This window comes from Roseicyclus sp. (genome assembly GCF_018402035.1).
Classification (GTDB): Bacteria; Pseudomonadota; Alphaproteobacteria; order Rhodobacterales; family Rhodobacteraceae; genus Roseicyclus.
The window spans coordinates 113,682-135,087 of the sequence record NZ_JAGYJN010000001.1 but is presented as its reverse complement, the minus strand read 5'-3'; the positions used below and the strand labels follow the sequence as shown (position 1 = coordinate 135,087).

Genomic DNA, 21,406 nt, shown 5'->3' with positions numbered 1-21,406 from the left:
TGCGAAGCTTTCGCCAAGCTTACGTGAGCGCCTTTTTTATCGCTTGCAACGGATTTATGGGGCATCGCTCCAAAGAGCGTGCAACACAGGCTGATTAAACCAAGGGGAGAGACCAGCCATGCGGATCGTTTTGGTCGAAGACCATGACAGCGTCGCCAAGGGCATCTGTTACCGGATGGAGGATTTGGGCCATTCGGTCGATGTAATCTCGGATGGGTTGGCGGCTGATCAGCATTTGCGCATGGGTGGCGGCGATCTGGTCATTCTTGATATCAGCTTGCCGGGGCTTGATGGTCTGTCGATCCTGCGCGCGATGCGCCAACGTGGCGATGGGCGGCCCGTGCTCTTGCTGACAGCACGCGCCGAAACCCATGACCGGGTGCGCGGGCTTGATGCGGGGGCGGATGATTATCTCGTCAAACCCTTCGAGATGGACGAGTTGGAGGCGCGCGTCCGCGCGCTCGCCCGGCGTCAGCCCAACCCGCTGCGGCGCAAGATCACTGCAGGCGATGTTATCCTTGATCTCGATGCGCGCGAGGTCAGCGGCGCGGGCATCCCCCTTGCGCTGCCAAGGCGCGAGGTCAGCGTGATGGAGATTTTGATGAGCGCGCAGGGCCGCACCGTCAGCAAGAGCGATCTGATCGACCATCTTTACGGCACTGGTGCCGATATCGAGGAGAGCGCGATCGAGGTGCATATCTCGCGGTTACGCAAGCGGCTGAAACCCTACGGGCTGGAAATTCGCGTGGCGCGCGGCCTTGGCTATGCGCTTGTGGTTTTGGGGAAAAGCGCATGATCACCCGGCAATCCTATCAGATTGCAAAACCCGCGACGTCGCTTCGGGTCAGGCTCACGGCGATCATCTTGGTGCCATTGTTGTTGATCGCGCTGGCCTTGGGTATCTGGCAGCTCGACTATACCCGCCAAAAGGCCGAGGGGCTCTTTGACCGCTCACTACTCAGCACCGGGCTTGCCATCGCCGCCGATGTGGCGCGCTCGGGCGGTGACGCGCTGTCGCTTGAGACGCGCGATCTGTTGAATGACACATCCGGCGGTCAGGTCTATTACCATGCTTTCGCGCCCTCAGGCGTTTATGTAACGGGCTATGCGACCCCCCCGGCCCGCCCGCCCGAGGCGGTCGCGGCCATTGGCGACGCGTTTTACGGCTTTTACGATTCCACCTATTTTGGCAGCCCGGTGCGCGCGCTGCGCCTGCGACAGGTCAATACGGTCAGTGGCATTTCAGGCACCTATACCTATACCGTCTGGCAAGAGCGCGCGGTTCTTGACGCCTTGGCGCGCGATCTGGCCTGGCAGGTCATGGTGGTGATGGGCGTGCTGATCGGCACTGTGGCATTGGTGGTGTGGTTCGGGGTTAATCTGGGTCTGCGGCCGCTGCTTGATCTTGAAGATGCGATTTCGCGGCGTAATTCAGATGACCTCAGCCCGATCCGGCGGCGTGTACCGCCTGAGGCGCGCGGGCTTGTGCTGCGGCTCAACGCGCTGTTCGAACAGGTCGAGGCGACGATCCAAGCCCAGGCCAGTTTCGTGTCGAACGCCGCCCATCAACTGCGCAACCCAATCGCGGGCGTCTTGGCCATGGCCGAGGCGGTGCGCCGCGCCCCCACCCCCGAAGATACCCGCGCGCGGGCGGGTGAATTGCTGAGCTCAGCCCGACAAGTGCGCGATTTGGCCAACAGGTTACTGACGCTCGAGCGCGCGAGTGCGGCAGGACAGGCCCGCGAAAGGGTCGCGCTTGGCGCATTGCTGACCGAGATCGCGCGCGATCAGCAAGCGCGGGCTGTGGCGCAAGCGGTCGATCTGGTGCTGGATCTGGGAAAGGCACAGGCCGTGGTCATGGCCGATCGCTTGATGCTGCGCGAAGCGGTGTTGAACCTGATCGACAATGCGCTGCGCCATGGCGGACCAAATCTGCGGCATATCAACATCGGATTGGCGGTCATGGATGGCCATGCGCAGCTGAGCGTGCGCGATGATGGCCGTGGCCTTAGCCCTGACGAGGTGCCGCTGGCCCTTGCGCGCTTTGGGCAAGTTGGCACCACCGAAGGATCGGGGCTTGGCCTATCGATCACCGCCGCCGTCGTCGCGACACATGGCGGCCAGCTTGACATCGCCCCAAGCGCCGCATCGCGCGCCGGGCTTCAGGTCACAATGCGCCTGCCGCTGGCCGATGAAAGCCAGCAGCCCAGCATGGCGTTGGCCGGCAACGGCAATGCCGCCCCTGCGCGCGTCTTAGGGCCATCAAGCCCCGCCATCGCGCCTTAAGCGAACTTACCGACCGATGGCATAGGCTTGCATCAGGCGCGGTGTGGCGGCGGCCTTGAGCATGCCATCATCATCGCGCGAGGCGGCGGTTAGACGCCCCACGGCCCAAGGCTCGGACACCTCCAGATCATGGCCGCGCGCGCGCAGATCGGCCAGCACGGCCTCACCAAATGCAGGCTCGACCATCAGATGACCGGGCTTTGTGCCGCGCGGATAGAAGGAGGATTGGAAATGCGCCGTGTGAAACAGGGGCGCATCGATCCCCTCTTGCAGGTTCATGCCCCCATGCACCAGCCGCAGGAACAAGATCAGTTGCCACTGGTCTTGCTGATCGCCGCCGGGCGTGCCGAAGGCCAGCTTGCGCCCATCAGTCTCGGCCATCGAGGGCGAGAGCGTCGTGCGCGGCCGCCGTCCGGGCGCCAGCGAGGTGGCAAGCCCCTCTTCCAGCCAGAACATCTGCGCCCGGCTATTGAGCGGCATCCCTAGCCCCGGAATGATCGGCGAGGATTGCAGCCAGCCCCCCGAGGGCGTGGTCGAGACCATGTTGCCCCATTGATCGATCACATCGATATGCACGGTATCGCCGCGCTTTTCGGTCAGATGCGCCATCGTCGGCTCGCCTGCGCCCATCCCCGGCCCTTCGGCGTGGTCTTGGCCCGCCCGCGCGATCGCGGCCTTGGCCCATGCCTCGTATCCCGCGATATGGCCGGGGCGCTGCAAGCGCGAGGCTTTGGGGCCGACAAGTGGGCTGCGCGTTGCGGCGTAATCGCGTGAGAGCAGCGTCTCGACCGGGATATCGGCAAAAGCCGGATCGCCGTAATAGGCCTCGCGGTCGGCGAATGATAGCTTCATCGCCTCGGTCACATGATGGACGAAATCGGCCCCGCGCGGGTCCATCGCGCCGATGTCAAAGCCCGAGAGCGTCATCAGCGATTGCAGCAATGTCGGCCCTTGGGTCCAGACGCCGGGCTTCCAGACGCGCCAGCCGTGGTAATCGACACTGAGCGGTGCCTCATAACTCGCCTGCCAATCAGCCATGTCTTGGCCGGTCAACACGCCCTTGCGGCGCGCGCCCTCGGCATCCATGACGCAAGCCTCGCGCAGGTAGTCGTCGATCCCTTCGGCGATAAATCCCTCGTAGAATGCGCGGCGCGCGGCCTCGATCTGGGCGGCATGGCCTTGCGCGGCCTCAGCCTCGGCCAAGACACGCTCCCATGTATCGGCCAGATCGGGGTTTTTGAACAACCGCCCCGCAACCGGGGCCACGCCCCCCGGCAACCAAGTTGCATAGGATGTGGGCCATTCATCGCGAAAGAAGTCATGCAGGCTTGCGATGGTATTGGCCACACGCGGCAAGATCGGGTGGCCATGGCGCGCATAATAGATCGCAGGCGCCAAAATCTCGCGCAGGGGCAAGCTGCCGTGATCGCGCAGCATCAGCATCCATGCGCCGAACGCGCCGGGAATGACGGTGGCCAATAGGCCGGACCCCGGCACGATGGTCAAACCAACGGATTTATAGTGGTCGATCGTGGCCCCTGCGGGTGCCGTGCCTTGACCACAGATCATCACCGGCGCATCGGCATCGGCAGTGCGCAGCATCAAGGGCATATCGCCCAAGGGGCCGTTCAGATGCGGCTCGACCACCTGAAGGACAAAGCCCATGGCGGCGGCGGCATCAAAAGCATTGCCGCCTTGTTCAAGGATCTTCATCCCCACGGCAGAGGCGATCCAATGGGTCGAGGTGGCAACCCCGAATGTGCCGGTGATCTCGGGGCGGGTCGTGAATGTCATGGGATGTTTCCGTTTCTTGCGGGTCTTGCTGGGTCAATGGCGGCGGATCGCGCGCGGGCGTCAAGCGCTTTATCAGGCCGGGCGAGGCGGTAGATCGACGATGGCACCGGGCTGGCCAATCACATGACAGGCCAGATCATGGCCACGGCGCGCGGCGACCTCTGGGTCATGCCCCGCCAGCCTTGCGGCGAGATAGGCACCGTTAAAGGCATCGCCCGCAGCCGTGGTATCGCGCAAGGTCTTTGCAGCGGGGTAGCTGTTTTCGATCAACCGCCCGTCGCACCATAAGATCGGGCCGCGCGCACCGCGCTTGAGCGCGATCTCGGGCACACCTGCCGCCGCGATCCGCGCGATGATCGCCGCATCATCCGCGTCGCCCCACAGGGCCGCCTCATCATCGGCCGAGGGCAGCGCGCAGGTGCAAACCCTCCAGATCGCGGCCATCGCAGCTTGGGCCGTGGCGATATCAGGCCAAAGCCGGGGGCGGTAATTGCTGTCAAAGACCACCTGCCCGCCTTGCGCCTTATGCGCGGCAAGCTGGGCTATTAGCGCGTCGCGATCAGCGGCGGGCAAGATCGCCAAGCTGATACCAGATAGATAAATCACCCCGAAATCGGTCAGCCGCGATAACGCGATGCCACCATCGCCAAACATGCTGCGCGCGGCCGATGCGCTGCGCCAATAGTGAAAGCTGCGCTCACCCTGCGGGGTCAGATCGATTGCATAGATCCCCGGCAGCGCCCCTGCGCAGCGCGCGATCAGGCCAGTCTCAATCCCATGTGCGGCGATGATATCGACCATCTGGTGTGAGATCGGATCATCGCCCAAGGCGGTGACATAGCTGACCTGCCCTGTATCTTCGGGCAGGCTGCGCCGCAAATAGACGGCGGTGTTGAGCGTATCACCCGCAACCCCCAGCCGCGCACGCCCCGCGTCAAAGGCAAGTGCCGACAATTCGACCATGCATTCGCCGATACATGCGATTTTTATCTGCGCCATGCTGCCCCCCGCGCGTCTTTGGCACGATCTTGCGCCTTGTCGGGCCAAAGGTCCATGGCCCCCGCGCACCGTCACAAGATCGCTTGGAGCGGCCCTGCCCCTCGGATAGTGTCGGCTGGATTCGGGCGGCACGTGATTGTCGCCCATCATGTGGAGGGATCGGCACATGGCGAGAAGAGTGGCATTGCGCTTTAACGGCGCGGTTTTGGCATTTACCTTCGGTGCGGGGATTGCCTGCGCGCAGGAGGTGACGCTGCGCCTGCATCAATTCTTGCCGCCGCAATCCGCGGTGCCTGCCCATATCCTTGATCCCTGGGCCGATGCGATCGAGGCGGCATCAGGCGGGCGGATCGAGATCGCGCGCTTTCCCTCGATGCAGTTGGGTGGCACGCCGCCGCAGCTGATCGACCAAGCCATCGACGGCACGGTCGATATCGTCTGGACGCTGCCGGGCTACACGCCGGGCCGCTTCCCGCGCACCGAGGTGTTCGAGCTGCCCTTCATCATCGCAGGCGGCAATGCCGAGGCCGCAAGCCGCGCCTTTTGGCAATTGGCCGAAGAGACGATGATGGACACCGATTTCGCCGATCTGCATGTGCTGGGGCTTTGGGTTCATGGGCCGGGCGTGATCCATTCCAAGACACCCATCACTGATGTCGCCGATCTGGCAGGCGTCAAGCTTCGCGCGCCGACGCGCACGACGAACATGATGCTCTCGGCGCTCGGGGCCACCGCCATTGGCATGCCGGTTCCAGCCGTGCCCGAGGCGCTATCGCAAGGGGTGATCGATGCGACCGTCATCCCATGGGAGGTGTCGACATCGCTGCGCGTGGCGGAGTTGGTGGACTATCACACCGAATTCGGCGGCGAGGCGCTTTATGCCGCGACCTTCATCCTTGCGATGAACCCCGCAAGCTATGCCGCCCTTCCCGATGATCTACGCGCCATTATCGACGCCCATTCCGGGCTGGAATTCTCGGCCAATGCAGGGCGCGTGCAGCAAAGCTATGACGCGCCCGGCCGCGAAATGGCCGAGGATCAGGGCAACATGATCATCACGCTTGATGAGACCCAAGTGGCCGCTTGGCGCGCCGCCGCCGCGCCCACGATCCAGACATGGGTGGCCGATTTGACCGCCTCGGGCATCGATGGGGCAGCGCTCGTTGATCGCGCGCGTGCATTGATCGCCGAGAACCAGCCCGCGAACTAAAGCCCAAGGGCGGTGGCGCGCCCCGCCATCGCCCGCTATATCGCGCCCATGGGCGATGAAGCCCAAAGGCTGTGCGAGGTGCTTGCCATGCAAATCGTGATCACGCGCAGCGCGCAGGTGATGGCCTTGCTTGGCGGGTTGGTGCTGTGCCTGTTGGTGGGCATGACCTGTATCAGTATCCTTGGCCGCGCGCTCAACACCGTCGGACATGGTGGCATGCTGGGCGCGCTGGGCCTTTGGCTTGCCGCCCATACCGGCTCGGTCAAGGGCGACTATGAATTGATCGAGGCAGGGATCGCTTTCGCCATTTTCGCCTTTTTACCGATCTGCCAACTCAAGGCGGGCCATGCGCGGGTCGATCTGATCGCCGCGGCCTTGCCCGCGCGCCTTAACCGCATCTTGACCGCCTTCTGGGAAGGGGTATTGGCCGCGATCATCATCGTGATCGGCTGGCGGCTCTCTCTTGGATTTCTTGAGAAACTCGATAACGGTCAGACGACCTTTTTGCTGCAAATGCCAGTGTGGTGGGCCTATGGGGCGAGTTTTCTGGCGGCCTTGGTCGCGGGGCTGGTTGGGGTCTATTGCGCGCTGATGCGCCTGCACGAGGTGCCGACAGGTAAGCCCCATCTGCCGACGGGCGAAGGGGCAGAGCTTTGAGCGCCTTTGCCATCGGGCTATGGTCTTTCCCGGTGCTTTTGGCGCTGATCTTTCTGCGCGCGCCGATTGGGGCGGCGATGTTTTTGATGGGAATGGGCGGGCTGTGGCTGATCACAGGCAGCCCTGATATGGCGCTGAACCTGCTCAAGGGCGAGAGTTATTCCACCTTTTCCAGCTATTCGCTGTCGATCATCCCGATGTTTTTGCTGATGGGGCAATTCGCGACGCTGTCGGGGATGTCCACATCGCTGTTTCGCGCGGCCGAAGGCTGGCTTGGCCATCGTAAGGGGGGCGTCGCCATGGCCTCGGTCGGGGCTTGTGCGGGGTTTGGGGCGATCTGCGGCTCATCGCTGGCGACGGCGGCCACCATGGGGCGCGTGGCGCTGCCCGAACTACGGCGCTACGGCTATTCGGGCGGGTTTGCGACCGCCACGCTGGCGGCGGGCGGCACGCTCGGCATCTTGATCCCGCCATCGGTGATCTTGGTGATCTATGCGATCTTGACCGAGCAAAACATCGCCTCGCTGTTCTTGGCGGCCTTTGTGCCGGGGATACTGGCTGCTATCGGCTATATGCTGACCATCGCCATCTATGTGCGCGTCAACCCCACCAGCGCAGGGGTCAAAGCGCGCGTGCCCTATGCTGAGCGGTTGCGCGCGTTGGTCGAGATCTGGCCGGTGATCGCGGTCTTTGGCCTTGTGGTCGGCGGCATCTACGCGGGCTGGTTCACACCGACCGAAGGGGCGGCGGTGGGGGCCGCTGGCACCGGTCTATTGGCGCTTGTGCGGGGCAACATGACATGGGCGCTTTTCCAGCAAAGCATTATCGCCACCGCGATTTCGAGCGCGATGATCTTTTTCATCATCTTGGGCGCGAAACTTTATAATTCCTTTTTGGCACTCACCCAAATGCCGCAGGAATTGTCGCTTTGGGTGGTCAGCCAAGGCTATGCGCCATTGACCGTGCTGATCTTGATCTTGGTCTTCTACCTTTTGATGGGCTGTTTGATGGACAGCCTGTCGATGATCCTTTTGACCATCCCGATCTTTTGGCCGGTGATGGCGGGGCTGGATTTCGGGCTCATCTCGCTTCTTGACATGCAAGCGGCAAGGCTGGCCCAAGGGATCGCGGATGGCGTGGCGATGGCCCCCGATCTTTTGGCCGCCGCGCAGACCAAACTGGCCGAGGGCGTGCCGCTGGCGCGCGACGAGTTCCGCGCGCTGGGCCTTCGCCCGGTGACGCAAGCTATGCATGCCGATTTCAACACCACCCTCACCGCGATCTGGTTCGGGATCTTGGTCTTGATCGTGGTCGAGGTGGGGCTGATCACCCCGCCTGTGGGGATGAACCTGTTCATCATCAACGCGCTTGACCGCGCGACGCCGATCACCGCCACCTATCGCGCGGTGATGTGGTTTGTGACATCCGACCTGATCCGCGTCGCGATCCTTGTGGCCTTTCCGGGGATCACCTTGTTCTTGCTGCGCTAGGGCCGCAGTTCAGGTCACGGCTTGGCGGGCGTGATAGGCGGGGTTGTCCCACAGCCTTTCGCCGATGATCCGCGCAAGGATTTCGGCGGCACGGGTGACATCGCCCGCATCGATATAAAGCGGGGTAAAGCCAAAGCGCATGATATCGGGCGCGCGGAAATCGCCGATCACGCCATGGGCGATCAAAGCCTGCATCGCGGCATAACCATGGGCAAAATGGAACGAAACTTGGCTGCCGCGCTGCTGCGCGTCGCGGGGGCTGGCCAAGACCAGATCGGGGCAGCGCGCCTCTACCTCTGCGATGAAGCGGTCAGAAAGCGCGATGGAGGCTTCGCGCAGCGCGGCCATATCCACCCCCTCCCAAACATCAAGGGCGGCATCGAGCGCTGTCATCTGCAACACGGGCGGGGTGCCCACGCGCATCCGCTCTACCCCCGGTGCGGGGCGGTAATCAAGATCGAAGGCAAAGGGGGCGGCATGGCCCAACCAGCCCGCCAGCGCCGGGTCGATCCGGTCCGCGATATCGGGGCGCACATAGATAAACGCGGGCGCGCCGGGGCCGCCGTTGAGGTATTTATAGCTGCATCCCACGGCGAATTCCGCGCCTGATCCGGCCAGATCGACGGGCAGCGCCCCGGCGCTATGGGCCAGATCCCAGATCATCACGGCACCCGCGGCATGGGCCGCTTTGGTGATCGCCGCCATATCATGCAGCCGCCCCGTGCGGTAATCGACTTGGGTCAGCATGACGGCGGCCACCTCGTTGGTGATGTTGGCCATCACCGCCTCGGGGCTGACAGTATGCAAGCGGTGGGTGCCACCCAAATGGCGGATCAACCCCTCGGCCATATAGAGATCAGTCGGGAAATTGCCGCTGTCGGACAAGATCACCCGCCGGTCGGGCCGCATTTGCAGGGCCGCAGACAACGCCTGATAGACCTTGATCGAGAGTGTGTCGCCCATCACCACCGATCCGGGTGCGGCCCCAATCAGACGCCCCACCCGGTCGCCCACTTGCGAGGGCTGGGCCATCCAGCCATCGATATTCCAGCCCTTGATCAGATGCGCGCCCCATTGCCCCGTCACCGCCTGCGCCACGCGGGCGGGCACGGATTTGGGCAGAGGCCCCAGCGAATTGCCGTCGAGATAGATCACCCCCTCGGGCAGATCGAACAGATGTTTGCGCAAGATGCTCATAATTGCCCCCTGACTTGCCAAAGCTCGGGGAAAAGCTCCACCTCGAGCATGCGGCGCAGATATTGCACCCCCGATGTGCCCCCCGTGCCGCGTTTGAAGCCGATGATGCGTTCGACCGTGGTGACATGGTTAAAGCGCCAGCGGCGAAAGTAATCCTCAAGATCGACGAGCTTTTCGGCAAGCTCGTAAAGCGCCCAATGCGCCTGTGGGTCGCGGTAGACCCGCGCCCATGCATCGCGGATCGCCTCTTGGGCGCTATGGGGTGCGGTCAACTGGTAAGACGCGCTGAAATCTTGGCCAAGCGCGGCCCCAAGCTGGTCAAGCGCCACATGGTAGAGCGATTGTTGACCCAGCTCGGCCAGCAAGGCTGCATGCAGCGCGGGGCGGTGTTCATGCACCTTGAGCATGGCTTGGTTGCGATTGCCCAGCATAAACTCGATCCGGCGATACTGGTGCGATTGAAACCCCGAAGATTTCCCCAGATCATCGCGAAAATCGCTGTATTCCGAGGGCGTCATGGTGCGCAGCACATCCCATGCGCCATTGAGCTGTTCAAAAATACGCGCCACGCGGGTCAGCATCTTGAACACGGCGCGCACGTCGCCCGCCGCAAGCCCCGCGCGCGCGGCGGTCAACTCGTGAATCGCCAATCGCATCCACAGTTCAGATGTCTGGTGCTGGATGATAAACAGCATTTCATCATGCGCATCGGAAAGCGGCTTTTGCCCATCAAGCAGCCCATCCAGCGCGAGGTAGTCGCCATAGCTCATCTCGCGCGCATAGGACATGGTGGCACCGTCTTTGGCGGGATCATAGGCATCGGTCATGGCAAGCTTTCGGTCAGGGTCACGCGACAGGTGTCACCCTGCCCCGCGCGCGCCCCCAAAGGCAAGCGATGGCCAGCATCACGCCGGATATCGTAGCAATCATGCCCGCCGCGCTGACCGAGCTGTCAAAACCCAGCCAGATCGGCCCATAGCCCGCCAGCACATAGCCAAGGATTGCCGAAACCGCAGCGACGGCGAGCGAAAGCCAAACCTGTGTCGCAAGCCGGTCGGTCATCAGCCGCGCGGTTGCGGGCGGGCAGATGAACATCGCGATCACGATAATCGATCCCACCGCATCAAAGGCCGCCACGGCGGCAACGGCGGCGGCAATCACCAGCGCCAGACCGATGGCCGAGACCGGCAGGCCGATGGCGCGGGCAAACCCCTCGTCAAAGGTTGCAAGCTTCAGGGGCCGCCAAAAGATTACCGTCAGTGCTGCCATCAACGCCGCCACAATAGCGATGCGCGGCAATTCGGGCGGCAGATGGGCAAGTGCCACAGGGTCGATCACGCTTGCCCAACCGCTTGCGCGTAGCCAGATCAGCGTCTCCAGATTGCCCATGAGCGCGTGATCCACATCAAGATGCACCCGGCTTGTGTCGGATTGCTCAAGCAAAAGCACACCGCCCGCGAAAAGTGCAGTAAAGACCACGCCCATCGCGGCCCCCGGCTCGATCCGGCCAAGGCGGCGGATCGCCTCGATCAACACCACGGCCACCAGCGCCGCCCCCCCCGCCCCGATCAGCATCGGCATGGTCGCCACCGTTCCCGTGACCAAAAAGGCCACGACAATGCCCGGCAAAACCACATGGGAAATCGCGTCACCGATCAAAGCTTGCCGGCGCAAGATCAAGAAATTGCCGGGCAGCGCACAGGCGATCGCGGCCAAAACCCCGATCAGCATCGGCGTAAGCGAGAATTGCACGAATTCCGCCCCCATCACGCGGCCCCCACCGGTTGGGGCGCGCCGATCCGCGCGTCAAAATCGGCGATTTGGTCGGCGGTGAACACCTCTTCAATCGGGGTCAGCCCGTCATAGCGCCCGGTCAACGCCGTATCCTGATGGATCGCGCGCGCGATATCCCAGCGGCGTTCATCGCGCAGCGATTTGGCTGCCAGCGCCCGCCCCTTGTCGGTGGCAACCCCATCGGGGCGGATGGCCCCCGCCGCGCGCAAGATGCGTAGCGTCAGCGGATCATGGATCGGTTCCGCGCGCGCCAGCGACAACAGCCCTTGGCGCCAATGCACCCGCGCCTGAAAGCGCCGCCGCGCCAAAACGGCCGCCAATACCCCACGGCGCGGCGCGAAAAACAGCGACAGGGTGAATAGCCCCGCAGCGATCAACACGATGATCGGCCCCGTGGGCAAATCGGGGGCCGTCGCCGATAGGGCCGCGCCAAGATAGCCCGCGGCCCCGCCGACACAGCCCGCAATCAGCAACATCCGCGCGACCCGGTCGGTCCAGAACCGCGCGGTCACAGGCGGGATAATCAAAAGCGCGATGATCAAAATCAGCCCGACCAAGGTCAGCCCAATCACCGTAATCGCCAAGACCAGCCCCATCATCGCCAGATCGATCCGCCCTACCGGCAGCCCCAGCGCCGCCGCATGGCCGGGGTCGAAAGCCACCAGCGTCATGGGCCGCCGCAAGATCACGATCAATGCCACAACCAAAGCGCCACCCACAGCGATCAGCACGGCATCTTGCATCAGCATGCCTGCGGTGGCACCGAGCAAGAAATCCTCAAGCCCTGCTTGACGCCCCCGGTCAAGCGACTGGATCACCGTCAAAAGCACCACGCCAAAGCCGAAAAACACCGACAAGACGGCCCCAATCGCCGCATCTTCGGCCAGCCTTGTGTGCCGCACGATCCAATCGACAAGGTATAGCCCGATCAGCGCGCTTGCCCCCGCACCGAGCAAAAGCCCGGCCAGATTGCGCCCATCGCCGCCAAACCCCACCATCACAAGAAAGGCCAAGGCGATCCCCGGCAAGGTTGCATGCGCCATGGCATCCGAGACAAGCGCGCGTTTGCGCAAGAACAAGAATGTCCCGGACGTGCCAGCCGCAATGCCAAGCAACGTGGCGCCAATCGTCACCAGCGCCGCGTTATAGCCCGCTTGCAACAACACCGCGTCAAGAAATCCCGCCATGCGCGCCTAGCTTCCCGCCGGGTGTAACTGGTCCAACTGGCCCGCGCCCAACCGCCCGCCATAGGTCTGGCTGAGCGCTGTGGTGGTAAAGGCACTGGCAACCGGGCCTTGCGCCATGGCGCGCACATTGACCATGAAAACATGATCGAAATAATCCACCACGGTGGACAGATCATGATGCACCGCGATCACCGATTTGCCCGCAGCGTTGAGGTCTTTCAACACGGCGATAATCGCGCGTTCGGTGGCGGCATCGACCCCGGCAAAGGGCTCATCCAGCAGGTAAAGATCGGCCTGTTGCGCCAAGGCGCGCGCAAGAAAGACGCGCTGTTGCTGGCCGCCTGATAGCTGGCCAATTTGGCGATTGGCAAAACCCTCCATCCCCACACGCGCGAGCGCCTCTTGCGCCAGCGCCATCTCGGCCCGGCCAATGCGGCGCAAAAGCCCAAGGCTGCGGTAACGCCCCATCAAGACGACATCGATCACCGTGGTCGGGAAATCCCAATCAACGCTGGCGCGCTGCGGCACATAGGCGATGCGCGCGCGCGCCTGCGCCAAGCTTTGGCCGAAAAACTGCACCTCGCCGGAGACCATGGGCACAAGCCCAAGTGCGGCCTTGAGAAAGGTCGATTTGCCCGCGCCATTCGGCCCGATGATCGCCGACATCGCCCCCACGGGGAATGTCGCATCAACCGAAAAAAGCGCGGGCTTTTCGCCATAGCTGACCGTCATGCCGCGCACCGATAGCGCCGCGCGCGCGACATCGGCGTGATCGCTCAACATCGCCCCATCATCGGCGGCAAGTCGCAGTCGCTCTGGCATGGGATCACTCAATTCATGGCCAATGCATCGATGCGCCCGCGTTCGGGTGCTTGGCCCCCAAGCGCGCGGGCGATGGTGGTGACATTATGATCAATCATGCCCAGATAGGTTCCTTCATAGCTGCCCGGCGCACCCATCGCGTCAGAGAAAAGCTCGCCCCCAATCACGACCGCGTGGCCACGCGCCGCCGCCCCTTCGATCAAGGCGCGGATATTGCGATCAGAGACCGAGCTTTCGACGAAGACCGCCCGAATATCGCGCGCGACCAGCATATCGACCAGCTCTGCGATGCGGCTGAGACCCGCCTCGCTTTCGGTGGAGATGCCTTGAATGCCCACCACCTCGAAACCATAGGCCGCGCCGAAATAGTTGAAGGCGTCATGCGCTGTGATCAGAACCCGGCTTTCTGCCGGTATCGAGGCAAGCACGGTCTGGGAATAGATTGCAAGGTTCGAAATCTCGGCCAGATGGGTCGCCGCATTGGCGGAGAAGACTTCGGCGTGATCAGGGGCGAGTGCGATCATCGCATCGCGCGCGGCCAGAACCACGCGCGACCACAGATTGGGGTTCATCCAAACATGCGGATCAAAACGGCCCTCGTAATCTTCGGACCCGATGAGCTGGGTTTGGGGGATCGCCTCGGCCAAGGCAACAACCGGGCGGGTTTCGTCCAGCTCTTGCAAGAATTCCTCAAGCTGCGCTTCAAGGTATAGGCCGTTCCACAAGACCAGATCGGCCTGCGCGGTGGCGACAATATCGCTGCGCGTCTGGCGATAGGCATGCGGATCGATCCCCGGCCCCATCAAGGCGGTCACATCGACCAAATCACCGCCCACTTGGCGGGCCGCATCGGCGATCATCCCGGTGGTGGCCACGACCGTCAGGCGATCTTGCGCGATAGCGGGAAGTGCCAGCGCAAAAGCCGTGGCAAAAGACAAAACAATACGTCGGGTTAGCATCTGTTGCACCTGTTGCAAGCGCGCGGGCGGGCGCGGTCCGTGCCGTCAGTACTGGATATTGCGACGCATTCGCAAAAAGTCAAGTTAGTTGCGAATTAGTCGCAATAAACTTTACGCCAAGGGGCATCGAGATCGCCGCTCTGCGCCGCCTGTCTTACCGATCTTTGGGGGGTAGCCAGCTTGCATAAAGTTCCGACCCGACCGTCAGCGGCAAAGCCACCTCTGTGCCGCTGCGCGCGGCGGCATAAATCGCTGTCACCAATTCGATCGAGCGCCGCCCATCCAAAAGCGTCACCTCATCACCCGGCGCGGCGGCAAGCGCGCGCGCAATCGCCGCGAAGTATCCGGCAAAACCAGCATGCGGTGCCGCGACCTGCGCCAAAACAGCGTCAATCGCGGGTTGGCCAGCGGGATCGCGCGCGACGAAGTGCCATTGCCCCATGGCCGGTGCATAGGGCAAATCGCCCGATGTGGCGGTCATCTGGGAAAAAACGAACCGAAGCCGCGTTTGATCGCCCGCCGCACCCAAAGTGACCGATGAGCTTGCCAATGCGCCATTTGCAAAGCGGATGGCGATTGCCGCGCAATCCTCGGTCTCAATCGGGTTCACGCGGGTGGCCAAGGTCGCGCTGACCGCCGCAGGCGCGCCGAGATAGCGACATAAGAGATCGTGATTATGGATCGCATGGCCCAAAACCGCGCCACCGCGCTCACCCGCCCAAGTGCCGCGCCAAGGCACGGCATAGTAATCGGGGCCACGGTTCCAATGAGTCTCAAGTGCGGCCACCTGCGGCTGGCCCGCAAGACCCGCGGCAATCAGCGCATCAAGCGCGGCTGTGGCCGGGCCGTAGCGATATTGAAACACCGGAAAGACCTGCCGCCCGGCGGCCTGAGCTGCTTGCTCTAGGATATCGCACGCGGCAAGCGAAGGCGCGATAGGCTTTTCCAGCACCACATGGCGGCCCGCCTGCAAAGCCTGCACCGCGACCGGCACATGCAGATGCGGCGGCAAGCATACATCGACCAGATCGACGCCCGGATCAGCCAAGGCCGTGGCGATATCGGCGGCAATCGCGATGGATGGATCGCCCAAGGCGACCTCGGCCGCGCGGGCGGTATCAAGATCGATCAACCAGCGCACGGTGAATTGGTCAGGAAGCGCGCGGTATCCGGCCAAATGCTCGCGCCCGATCCCCGCCCCGATGATTGCAACCCCGATCAAGTTCGCCCCTCCGCCATGCCGCCGCACCTCTTTTCGCACGCGAAACCGCGCCTTTGCGCGCAGACTGCGCAGGACCGGATGGCACTGTCAATTCTCGGCCCTATCAGCTAGCGAATTGACACCGCCCAAAGCGCAAAGCAGGCTCAGGGCACATCACGCGACGAAAGGACTGCACATGACCGATCATCCCATTGCCTTGGTCACCGGCGGCGCGCAGGGCATCGGGCTGGCTTGCGGGCGGGCACTGGCCGATGATGGCTACCGCGTGATGCTCGTGGATGTAAAAGACAGCGTGTCGGAGGCCGCCACCACCATCGGCGGGCGCGGTTTTGTCTGCGATGTGGCCGACACCGACGCGCTTTTGGCCCTGTTCGACCAAATCGAGGCCGAAGAAGGGCCGATTGCCGCGCTCGTCAACAATGCAGGCATCGCCAAACCGGGTGATTTCCTCAGCTATGATCTGGCCGATTTCGATGCGGTGATCGGGCTGAACCTGCGCGCGGTTTTTGCCGCGACCCAGCGCGCGGCCAAGGGCATGATCAAGGCGGGCATCAAGGGGGCGATCGTCAATATGTCGTCGATCAACGCGGTGGTGGCGATCCCCGCGATCCCGGCCTATTGCGCCTCCAAGGGGGGTGTGCAGCAATTGACCAAGGCGTCAGCACTCGCGCTGGCCCCGCATGGTATCCGCGTCAATGCAGTTGGTCCGGGTTCCATCGATACCGAGATGATGGCGGGCGTAAACGCCAGCCCCGAGGCCTTTGCGCGCGTGCTCTCGCGCACCCCCATCGGCCGGGTCGGCAGCGCCGATGAGATCGGCAATGTCGTGGCTTTCTTGTGTTCGCCCAAATCCAGCTATGTCACCGGCGAGACGATCTATGTCGATGGTGGGCGCTTGGGGCTGAACTACACCGTCTGAGCACTGCCCGCGCGCCAAGTCATCAGGCGCGCGGTCGTCATCGCGCCCACCCACATGGCAAACACCGCCAGAATGGCCGTGGTCGAGAACACCGCCCCGCCCGAGACCCCCGCCCCTACGGCGCAGCCGCCCGCCAGCATCGCACCAAAGCCCATCAAGACCGCGCCGATCAGGTAACGCTCCATCGGCGTGTCCGCGCCAAAGCGCGCGAGCTGCCATTCACCGGAAGCCAGCGCGGCCACCCCTGCCCCGATGAACACCCCCGGCACGAGCCCGATGCCAAAGGACAGCGCGACGCGCCGCTCGGCCACCAAAGCCATCAGCGTGTCGGTCGCAGGCCCGGTAAAAGTGATCGAGCCGATGGGCACCAAGGCAAAGCTGTTGGCCGCGATCAGCGCGGTTGCGGCCCAGCCCATCGCCACCGCACCCCCGACCACAAGCGCACCCAGCAAGACGCCTGTGGACAAATCACGCCGCCGCCCAAATGCAAGCGCGCCTGCCAAGGCACCGAAGGCCACAATCGCCGCAGCGCCATTACCCAGCCCCAGATTGGCCAAAAGGCTGCGCCCCGCCCCACCTTGCACCGTCCAAAGTGCCGCGATCCATTCGCGCAAAGGTGCCAAAACCCCGGTAAAGGCCGCCTGCGCCACCAACGTCACGACCAGCCCCGTGATCAGCGCGCGCAGATTGCCTGTGGCCGACAAGACCAAAAGCCGCGAGGCACAGCCGCGCGCCAAGATCATGCCAATGCCGAACATCAGCCCGCCGATCAGCGCGCCCGATACCGACCCCTCGGCCGCCAATTGCCGCGTGCTCGACACATCGAACAGGCCCAAGGCAAGCCCAGCTTGCGTCAGGGCCATGGCGGCAAAGAAGGCGACGAGCCAAATGGCGAGTTTCGGTCCAAACTGCCCGCCCGCCACCTCGGCTGTGGCCGCGCGCAGGCAAAAGCGCGAGCGCTGCGCAGCAAAGCCAAACACCAACCCCGTCAAGACACCGGCAGTGGCCAGCACAAGCGGCTCGCCTTGGGCGATCAATAGCTCTTCCAGCATGGTGGTCATCCCCGTTTGCAAAGGGATCTAGGCACCCCTTGGGCTGGCCGCTTTGACTTGGATCAAATGCCTATTGCGCGGCTATCGGTTGGCGCGCGAGTTGGCATTGCGACCACAATTCCCCCAACGCGCCGACCAGCCGCGCGATATCGGCGGCGGAATGGACAGGCGATGGCGTGATGCGCAACCGCTCGGTCCCTTTTGGCACGGTGGGGTAGTTGATCGGCTGAATATAGATGCCGTGACGTTCCATCAGCTGGTCGGAAATCCAGCGACATTTCACCGGATCGCCCACCATCACGGGGATGATGTGGCTGTCATTGGCCAGATGCGGGATAGCGCGCGCGTCAAGCTCGGCGCGCACCTCGGCCACGCGGGCTTGATGGGCGGCGCGCTCGGCGCTGCTGGTTTTCAGATGACGTACCGCCGCCGCAGCGCCCGCCGCCACCGCAGGCGGCAACGCGGTGGTAAAGATAAAGCCGCTGGCGAAACTGCGCACGAAGTCGATCAACACGGTCGATCCCGCGATATAGCCGCCCACCACGCCATAGGCCTTGCCCAGCGTGCCTTGGATCACATCGAGCCGGTCCATCAGACCCTCGCGCTCGGCGATGCCACCGCCGCGCGGCCCGTAAAGACCCACGGCATGCACCTCGTCGAGATAGGTCAGCGCGCCATAGCGCTCCGCAAGATCGCAGATCGCGGCGATGGGGGCGATATCGCCATCCATCGAATAGACGGATTCAAAGGCCACGATCTTGGGGCGATCTTCGGGTATCGCTTTCAGTTTCGCTTCCAGATCATTGAGATCATTGTGTTTCCATATCACGCGCTCGGCGCGGGAATGGCGGATCCCTTCGATCATCGAGGCGTGATTGCCCGCGTCAGACAAGACCACGCAACCCGGCAGGCGCGCGGCCAATGTCCCAAGGCTGGCCCAGTTCGACACATAGCCCGAGGTAAAGACCAGCGCAGATTCCTTGTTGTGAAGATCCGCCAACTCGGCCTCAAGCGCCACATGGGCATGCGTCGTGCCGGAAATATTGCGCGTGCCGCCCGCGCCTGCGCCCATCGTATCGATGGCCGCGTGCATCGCCGCCAGCACATCCGCGTGCTGACCCATTCCCAAATAGTCATTCGAACACCACACGGTGATGTCGCGCGCGCCGCCCGCATGACGGTTCACCGCGGCGGGAAACTGGCCACGGCGGCGTTCGAGATCGGCGAAGTAGCGGTAATTGCCCGCCTGCTTCAGCGCATCAAGCTCGTCGTTGAAGAAGCGGTCATAGCGGTTTTGGTCGGTCACTGTGCTGTCGCCTCGAGAATGATGGCGTCAAGCAGCGCCTCGACCTCTTGCATCGGCCCATCGGGGTAATCGCGATGACCGATCATCACCTCGCCCTCGCGTTCGGCCACGAAAATTCCATAGGGGCAATGCATGATGTTCATCGGATCGGCCTCCATCACACGGCGCGACACAGCCGCCGAGCAAAAAAGGAAAATCTGCGCATTGTCGAAAATGGCCAGGTTCGAGCCAACATCGGCCCCGGTCCGGTTCAGCATATCGCCGACATGGCTGGTGAAATCGATCACGAGACCGCGATCGATAATCGCGTTCTCAATGGCGAAACTCGCATCCTCGAAACTGCCATCGAAGGGATAGGTAATAGCGTCCTGTGCCACAGCGGCCATTGGTGTAAGGGCCAATGTCAGGCCAAAAGCTAAGGATCGCATCATGGGTACCGCCTCCGGTGAATGGGGCTGCGGGGCGGGAAAACCACCCCGCAGCCTGTGAGATCATACGAACATGTCGCTGGTGATCGCCTCATACCAATCAAGGCTTTCGCGATAGGTGGCCGCGCGCACATCGGCGGTTTCGCCCACTTGGCTGACGAAGCTGTCGATGCTGACGATGCCCTCGGCCGACGCTTCATAGGTCGCGCCGACCTTGATGCCATCATCGGTATCGAGAAGCGACCAGCAGGTGTTCGAATAGCGCGCCGGGAAGGCCCGCGATCCGGTCAGCGCCGCCACGATGGCATTGGCCGCAACCTTGGCTTGGCTATTGGCCGAGAAGCCGGATTTGGGCATCGCGCCCTGTGCCGCCGCATCACCCAAGACGGTGATATTGGAGTCGATCTTGCTGGTCATGTCATAGGCCGAGACAGGCGCCCAATTGCCATCGGTGATCCCGGCGGCAAAGGCGATCTGGCCCGCGCGCTGGCCGGGGATGACGTTGCAGACATCGACCTTTTCCACGACACCGTCGATGGTGACGGTCATCGCTGTCGGATCAACCTCGACCACCGCGCCGCCCATATCGGGGCCGATGCGGGTAATCATGCCGCTGTAGTGGCGGTTCCAGCCATCCTCGAACAAGCCCTGCTTGGAGAAGCTTTCCTTGGGATCGACCAGCAAGATCTTGGCGGTCGGGTTATTCTCGCGTAGGTGGTGGGCCACCATCGAGATCCGCTCATAGGGGCCGGGCGGGCAGCGATAGGGGTTCGGGGGGGCGATCATGGCAAAGGTGCCGCCCTGCGGCATGGCCGCGATCTGTGCCTTCAACAACTCGACCTGCGTGCCGCCCTTATAGGCATGCGGCATGCGCCCTTGGGCCGAGACAGACCAGCCCTGCACGCTGCCATCGACGAAATCGATGCCGGGACTCAGCACGAGGCGGTCGTAAGGCACCGAAGCACCGCTGGCGAGGGTCACGGTCTTGGCATCGCGGTCGACGCCCACGGCCCAGTCATGGACCACGTTGATCCCGTAATTGGCCGCCAAACCCTGATAGCCATGGCCCAGATCGTCATAGGCGACAAAGCCACCAAGATAGAGGTTGCCGAAATAGCAGGTGTGATAAACCCGCTGCGGTTCGATCAGCGTGACGTCGATGGCACCTGCGCTATCGCGTGCGATGTAGCGCGCAGCCGTAGCCCCGCCCGAGCCGCCGCCGACGACAACCACGCGCGGCGTGGCCTGCGCGCGGGCGATCATGGGCGTGGCAAGCGCCGCCGTTAGCGCGGCGGATGTGCCCAAAAAGGCGCGTCTGTTTATGGTCATGTCTTTCTCCCTTTTCCACCCGTTCTCGGGCTTCTCTTCCAAGCGCCGGTCCGGTGGCGCTGTCCCGTCTGCACCGATACGTTACTCGGTGCGCGCGAAATAAGCGGCAAGCGCGGCTAATTCTTCATCGCCCAGCCTGCGTGCCACCGTATTCATCACCTGATGTTCGCGTGTTCCGTTGCGATAATCAACCATTCCGGCGATGAACGACGCAGGCGCAAGCCCACGGATCGTCGGAATATCCGAGCCGCCACTGTCACGATGACAGGCGGTGCATTCCGACGAGAGATATTCGCCGTAGGGCACATCGCCCGCAATCGCGAGGATCGTGGCGACCTCGGGATCAATTGCGATATTCGCGGCATCCATGACCGCGCTATCACTGCGCCCACCTTCGGCCAGCATATAGGCGATCAGATCAAGCCGGTCTTGTTCATCGCGCACACCGCGAAAAACCATGCGCGTGCGCGGGAAATAGTCGCGCGGACCTGCCATAAAGCGGTCAAGGGCGTCTGCGTCCCAGACCCGACCATCGGCCCCGGCATTGACCAGATCATCCGAGAAATCATACCCCGGCACAGCCCCGATCACGCGATCGATGATACCATTAAGATGCGGGCCAACACGATGGACCGCACCATCGCCGATCATGTGGCATGCCCGGCACGGGCGATACAGAACTTCGCCCTGTGCCGGGTCTCCTTCGGCCAGCAACGGGGAGGACGTTGCTGCCGAAGCCGCCAGAACCAGCGCGC

20 protein-coding genes are annotated in these 21,406 nt (G+C 63.1%); 6 read left to right on the top strand and 14 right to left on the bottom strand.

The window, feature by feature from the left end; all coding sequences use genetic code 11:
- The first annotated feature begins 118 nt into the window (after nt 1-118).
- Nucleotides 119-796 (top strand): response regulator transcription factor, encoded by a 678-nt coding sequence (locus KG698_RS00630; protein WP_213683642.1) that lies wholly within the window; start codon nt 119-121, stop codon nt 794-796.
- Nucleotides 793-2,286 (top strand): sensor histidine kinase, encoded by a 1,494-nt coding sequence (locus KG698_RS00625; protein WP_213683641.1) that lies wholly within the window; start codon nt 793-795, stop codon nt 2,284-2,286. Before KG698_RS00630 ends, KG698_RS00625 begins: the two co-directional genes overlap by 4 nt.
- 6 nt (nt 2,287-2,292) lie before the next feature.
- Here the strand turns inward: KG698_RS00625 and KG698_RS00620 are convergent, their stop codons facing one another.
- Both KG698_RS00620 and KG698_RS00615 read right to left on the bottom strand, forming a co-directional pair.
- Complete coding sequence (locus KG698_RS00620) at nt 2,293-4,080, bottom strand: gamma-glutamyltransferase family protein (RefSeq protein ID WP_213683640.1); 1,788 nt, start codon at nt 4,078-4,080, stop codon at nt 2,293-2,295.
- A 72-nt stretch (nt 4,081-4,152) separates the two neighbouring features.
- Nucleotides 4,153-5,079: a sugar kinase gene (locus KG698_RS00615; RefSeq protein ID WP_213683639.1), complete on the bottom strand. Its 927-nt coding sequence runs from the start codon at nt 5,077-5,079 to the stop codon at nt 4,153-4,155.
- 166 nt (nt 5,080-5,245) lie between these two features.
- Between KG698_RS00615 and KG698_RS00610 the strand changes: the two genes are divergently transcribed.
- From KG698_RS00610 to KG698_RS00600, 3 genes are read left to right on the top strand one after another with little or no spacing between them, the layout of a single operon-like run.
- The gene (locus KG698_RS00610) at nt 5,246-6,289 is read left to right on the top strand and encodes a TRAP transporter substrate-binding protein (RefSeq protein WP_213683638.1); all 1,044 of its coding nucleotides are present in this window, start codon (nt 5,246-5,248) and stop codon (nt 6,287-6,289) included.
- A gap of 12 nt (nt 6,290-6,301) precedes the next feature.
- Entirely contained in the window at nt 6,302-6,946 is a 645-nt protein-coding gene (locus tag KG698_RS00605; RefSeq protein WP_367114009.1) for a TRAP transporter small permease, read from the top strand.
- Nucleotides 6,943-8,436 (top strand): TRAP transporter large permease, encoded by a 1,494-nt coding sequence (locus KG698_RS00600; RefSeq protein WP_213683637.1) that lies wholly within the window; start codon nt 6,943-6,945, stop codon nt 8,434-8,436. Before KG698_RS00605 ends, KG698_RS00600 begins: the two co-directional genes overlap by 4 nt.
- A gap of 9 nt (nt 8,437-8,445) precedes the next feature.
- Here KG698_RS00600 and kynU read toward each other — a convergent pair whose 3' ends face one another.
- The 7 genes from kynU to KG698_RS00565 all read right to left on the bottom strand — a co-directional run bounded on the left by kynU (nt 8,446) and on the right by KG698_RS00565 (nt 15,617).
- A complete protein-coding gene (kynU, locus tag KG698_RS00595; RefSeq protein ID WP_213683636.1) occupies nt 8,446-9,633 on the bottom strand; it encodes a kynureninase in 1,188 nt (395 codons plus the stop codon).
- Nucleotides 9,630-10,460 carry a tryptophan 2,3-dioxygenase family protein gene (locus KG698_RS00590; RefSeq protein ID WP_213683635.1) on the bottom strand — a complete coding sequence of 277 codons (831 nt, stop codon included), beginning with the start codon at nt 10,458-10,460 and terminating at the stop codon, nt 9,630-9,632. Before KG698_RS00590 ends, kynU begins: the two co-directional genes overlap by 4 nt.
- Before the next feature lie 19 nt (nt 10,461-10,479).
- Nucleotides 10,480-11,400, bottom strand: a complete 921-nt coding sequence (locus tag KG698_RS00585; protein WP_213683634.1) for a metal ABC transporter permease — start codon at nt 11,398-11,400, stop codon at nt 10,480-10,482.
- Nucleotides 11,400-12,614, bottom strand: coding sequence for a metal ABC transporter permease (locus KG698_RS00580; RefSeq protein WP_213683633.1), 1,215 nt, complete (start codon nt 12,612-12,614; stop codon nt 11,400-11,402). Before KG698_RS00580 ends, KG698_RS00585 begins: the two co-directional genes overlap by 1 nt.
- A 6-nt stretch (nt 12,615-12,620) precedes the next feature.
- Nucleotides 12,621-13,397: a metal ABC transporter ATP-binding protein gene (locus tag KG698_RS00575; RefSeq protein WP_213684250.1), complete on the bottom strand. Its 777-nt coding sequence runs from the start codon at nt 13,395-13,397 to the stop codon at nt 12,621-12,623.
- 47 nt (nt 13,398-13,444) lie between these two features.
- Entirely contained in the window at nt 13,445-14,395 is a 951-nt protein-coding gene (locus KG698_RS00570) for a zinc ABC transporter substrate-binding protein (RefSeq protein ID WP_213683632.1), read from the bottom strand.
- Nucleotides 14,396-14,549: 154 nt separating this feature from the next.
- Nucleotides 14,550-15,617 carry a Gfo/Idh/MocA family oxidoreductase gene (locus KG698_RS00565; RefSeq protein WP_213683631.1) on the bottom strand — a complete coding sequence of 356 codons (1,068 nt, stop codon included), beginning with the start codon at nt 15,615-15,617 and terminating at the stop codon, nt 14,550-14,552.
- A gap of 175 nt (nt 15,618-15,792) precedes the next feature.
- On the opposite strand from KG698_RS00565, the gene KG698_RS00560 reads away from it, so the two are divergent.
- A complete protein-coding gene (locus tag KG698_RS00560) occupies nt 15,793-16,536 on the top strand; it encodes an SDR family NAD(P)-dependent oxidoreductase (protein ID WP_213683630.1) in 744 nt (247 codons plus the stop codon).
- Here the strand turns inward: KG698_RS00560 and KG698_RS00555 are convergent.
- The 5 genes from KG698_RS00555 to KG698_RS00535 all read right to left on the bottom strand — a co-directional run bounded on the left by KG698_RS00555 (nt 16,524) and on the right by KG698_RS00535 (nt 21,302).
- A complete protein-coding gene (locus KG698_RS00555) occupies nt 16,524-17,597 on the bottom strand; it encodes a YeeE/YedE family protein (protein WP_367114008.1) in 1,074 nt (357 codons plus the stop codon). The two genes, KG698_RS00560 and KG698_RS00555, sit on opposite strands and share 13 nt — an antisense overlap.
- Before the next feature lie 61 nt (nt 17,598-17,658).
- Nucleotides 17,659-18,894 (bottom strand): 5-aminolevulinate synthase, encoded by a 1,236-nt coding sequence (hemA, locus tag KG698_RS00550; protein ID WP_213683629.1) that lies wholly within the window; start codon nt 18,892-18,894, stop codon nt 17,659-17,661.
- Nucleotides 18,891-19,322: a DUF302 domain-containing protein gene (locus tag KG698_RS00545; RefSeq protein WP_213684248.1), complete on the bottom strand. Its 432-nt coding sequence runs from the start codon at nt 19,320-19,322 to the stop codon at nt 18,891-18,893. Before KG698_RS00545 ends, hemA begins: the two co-directional genes overlap by 4 nt.
- 63 nt (nt 19,323-19,385) lie before the next feature.
- Nucleotides 19,386-20,651 carry an NAD(P)/FAD-dependent oxidoreductase gene (locus KG698_RS00540; protein ID WP_213683628.1) on the bottom strand — a complete coding sequence of 422 codons (1,266 nt, stop codon included), beginning with the start codon at nt 20,649-20,651 and terminating at the stop codon, nt 19,386-19,388.
- An 81-nt stretch (nt 20,652-20,732) separates the two neighbouring features.
- Nucleotides 20,733-21,302, bottom strand: coding sequence for a cytochrome C (locus tag KG698_RS00535; protein ID WP_213683627.1), 570 nt, complete (start codon nt 21,300-21,302; stop codon nt 20,733-20,735).
- Nucleotides 21,303-21,406 lie beyond the last annotated feature (104 nt).

Coding starts and splice junctions, on each gene's coding strand:
- KG698_RS00630 (WP_213683642.1), top strand. CDS start 119: ATGCGGATCGTTTTGGTCGAAGACCATGACAGCGTCGCCAAGGGCATC.
- KG698_RS00625 (WP_213683641.1), top strand. CDS start 793: ATGATCACCCGGCAATCCTATCAGATTGCAAAACCCGCGACGTCGCTT.
- KG698_RS00620 (WP_213683640.1), bottom strand. CDS start 4,080: ATGACATTCACGACCCGCCCCGAGATCACCGGCACATTCGGGGTTGCC.
- KG698_RS00615 (WP_213683639.1), bottom strand. CDS start 5,079: ATGGCGCAGATAAAAATCGCATGTATCGGCGAATGCATGGTCGAATTG.
- KG698_RS00610 (WP_213683638.1), top strand. CDS start 5,246: ATGGCGAGAAGAGTGGCATTGCGCTTTAACGGCGCGGTTTTGGCATTT.
- kynU (WP_213683636.1), bottom strand. CDS start 9,633: ATGAGCATCTTGCGCAAACATCTGTTCGATCTGCCCGAGGGGGTGATC.
- KG698_RS00590 (WP_213683635.1), bottom strand. CDS start 10,460: ATGACCGATGCCTATGATCCCGCCAAAGACGGTGCCACCATGTCCTAT.
- KG698_RS00585 (WP_213683634.1), bottom strand. CDS start 11,400: ATGGGGGCGGAATTCGTGCAATTCTCGCTTACGCCGATGCTGATCGGG.
- KG698_RS00580 (WP_213683633.1), bottom strand. CDS start 12,614: ATGGCGGGATTTCTTGACGCGGTGTTGTTGCAAGCGGGCTATAACGCG.
- KG698_RS00575 (WP_213684250.1), bottom strand. CDS start 13,397: ATGTTGAGCGATCACGCCGATGTCGCGCGCGCGGCGCTATCGGTGCGC.
- KG698_RS00570 (WP_213683632.1), bottom strand. CDS start 14,395: ATGCTAACCCGACGTATTGTTTTGTCTTTTGCCACGGCTTTTGCGCTG.
- KG698_RS00560 (WP_213683630.1), top strand. CDS start 15,793: ATGACCGATCATCCCATTGCCTTGGTCACCGGCGGCGCGCAGGGCATC.
- KG698_RS00555 (WP_367114008.1), bottom strand. CDS start 17,597: ATGACCACCATGCTGGAAGAGCTATTGATCGCCCAAGGCGAGCCGCTT.
- KG698_RS00545 (WP_213684248.1), bottom strand. CDS start 19,322: ATGCGATCCTTAGCTTTTGGCCTGACATTGGCCCTTACACCAATGGCC.
- KG698_RS00540 (WP_213683628.1), bottom strand. CDS start 20,651: ATGACCATAAACAGACGCGCCTTTTTGGGCACATCCGCCGCGCTAACG.
- KG698_RS00535 (WP_213683627.1), bottom strand. CDS start 21,302: ATGATCGGCGATGGTGCGGTCCATCGTGTTGGCCCGCATCTTAATGGT.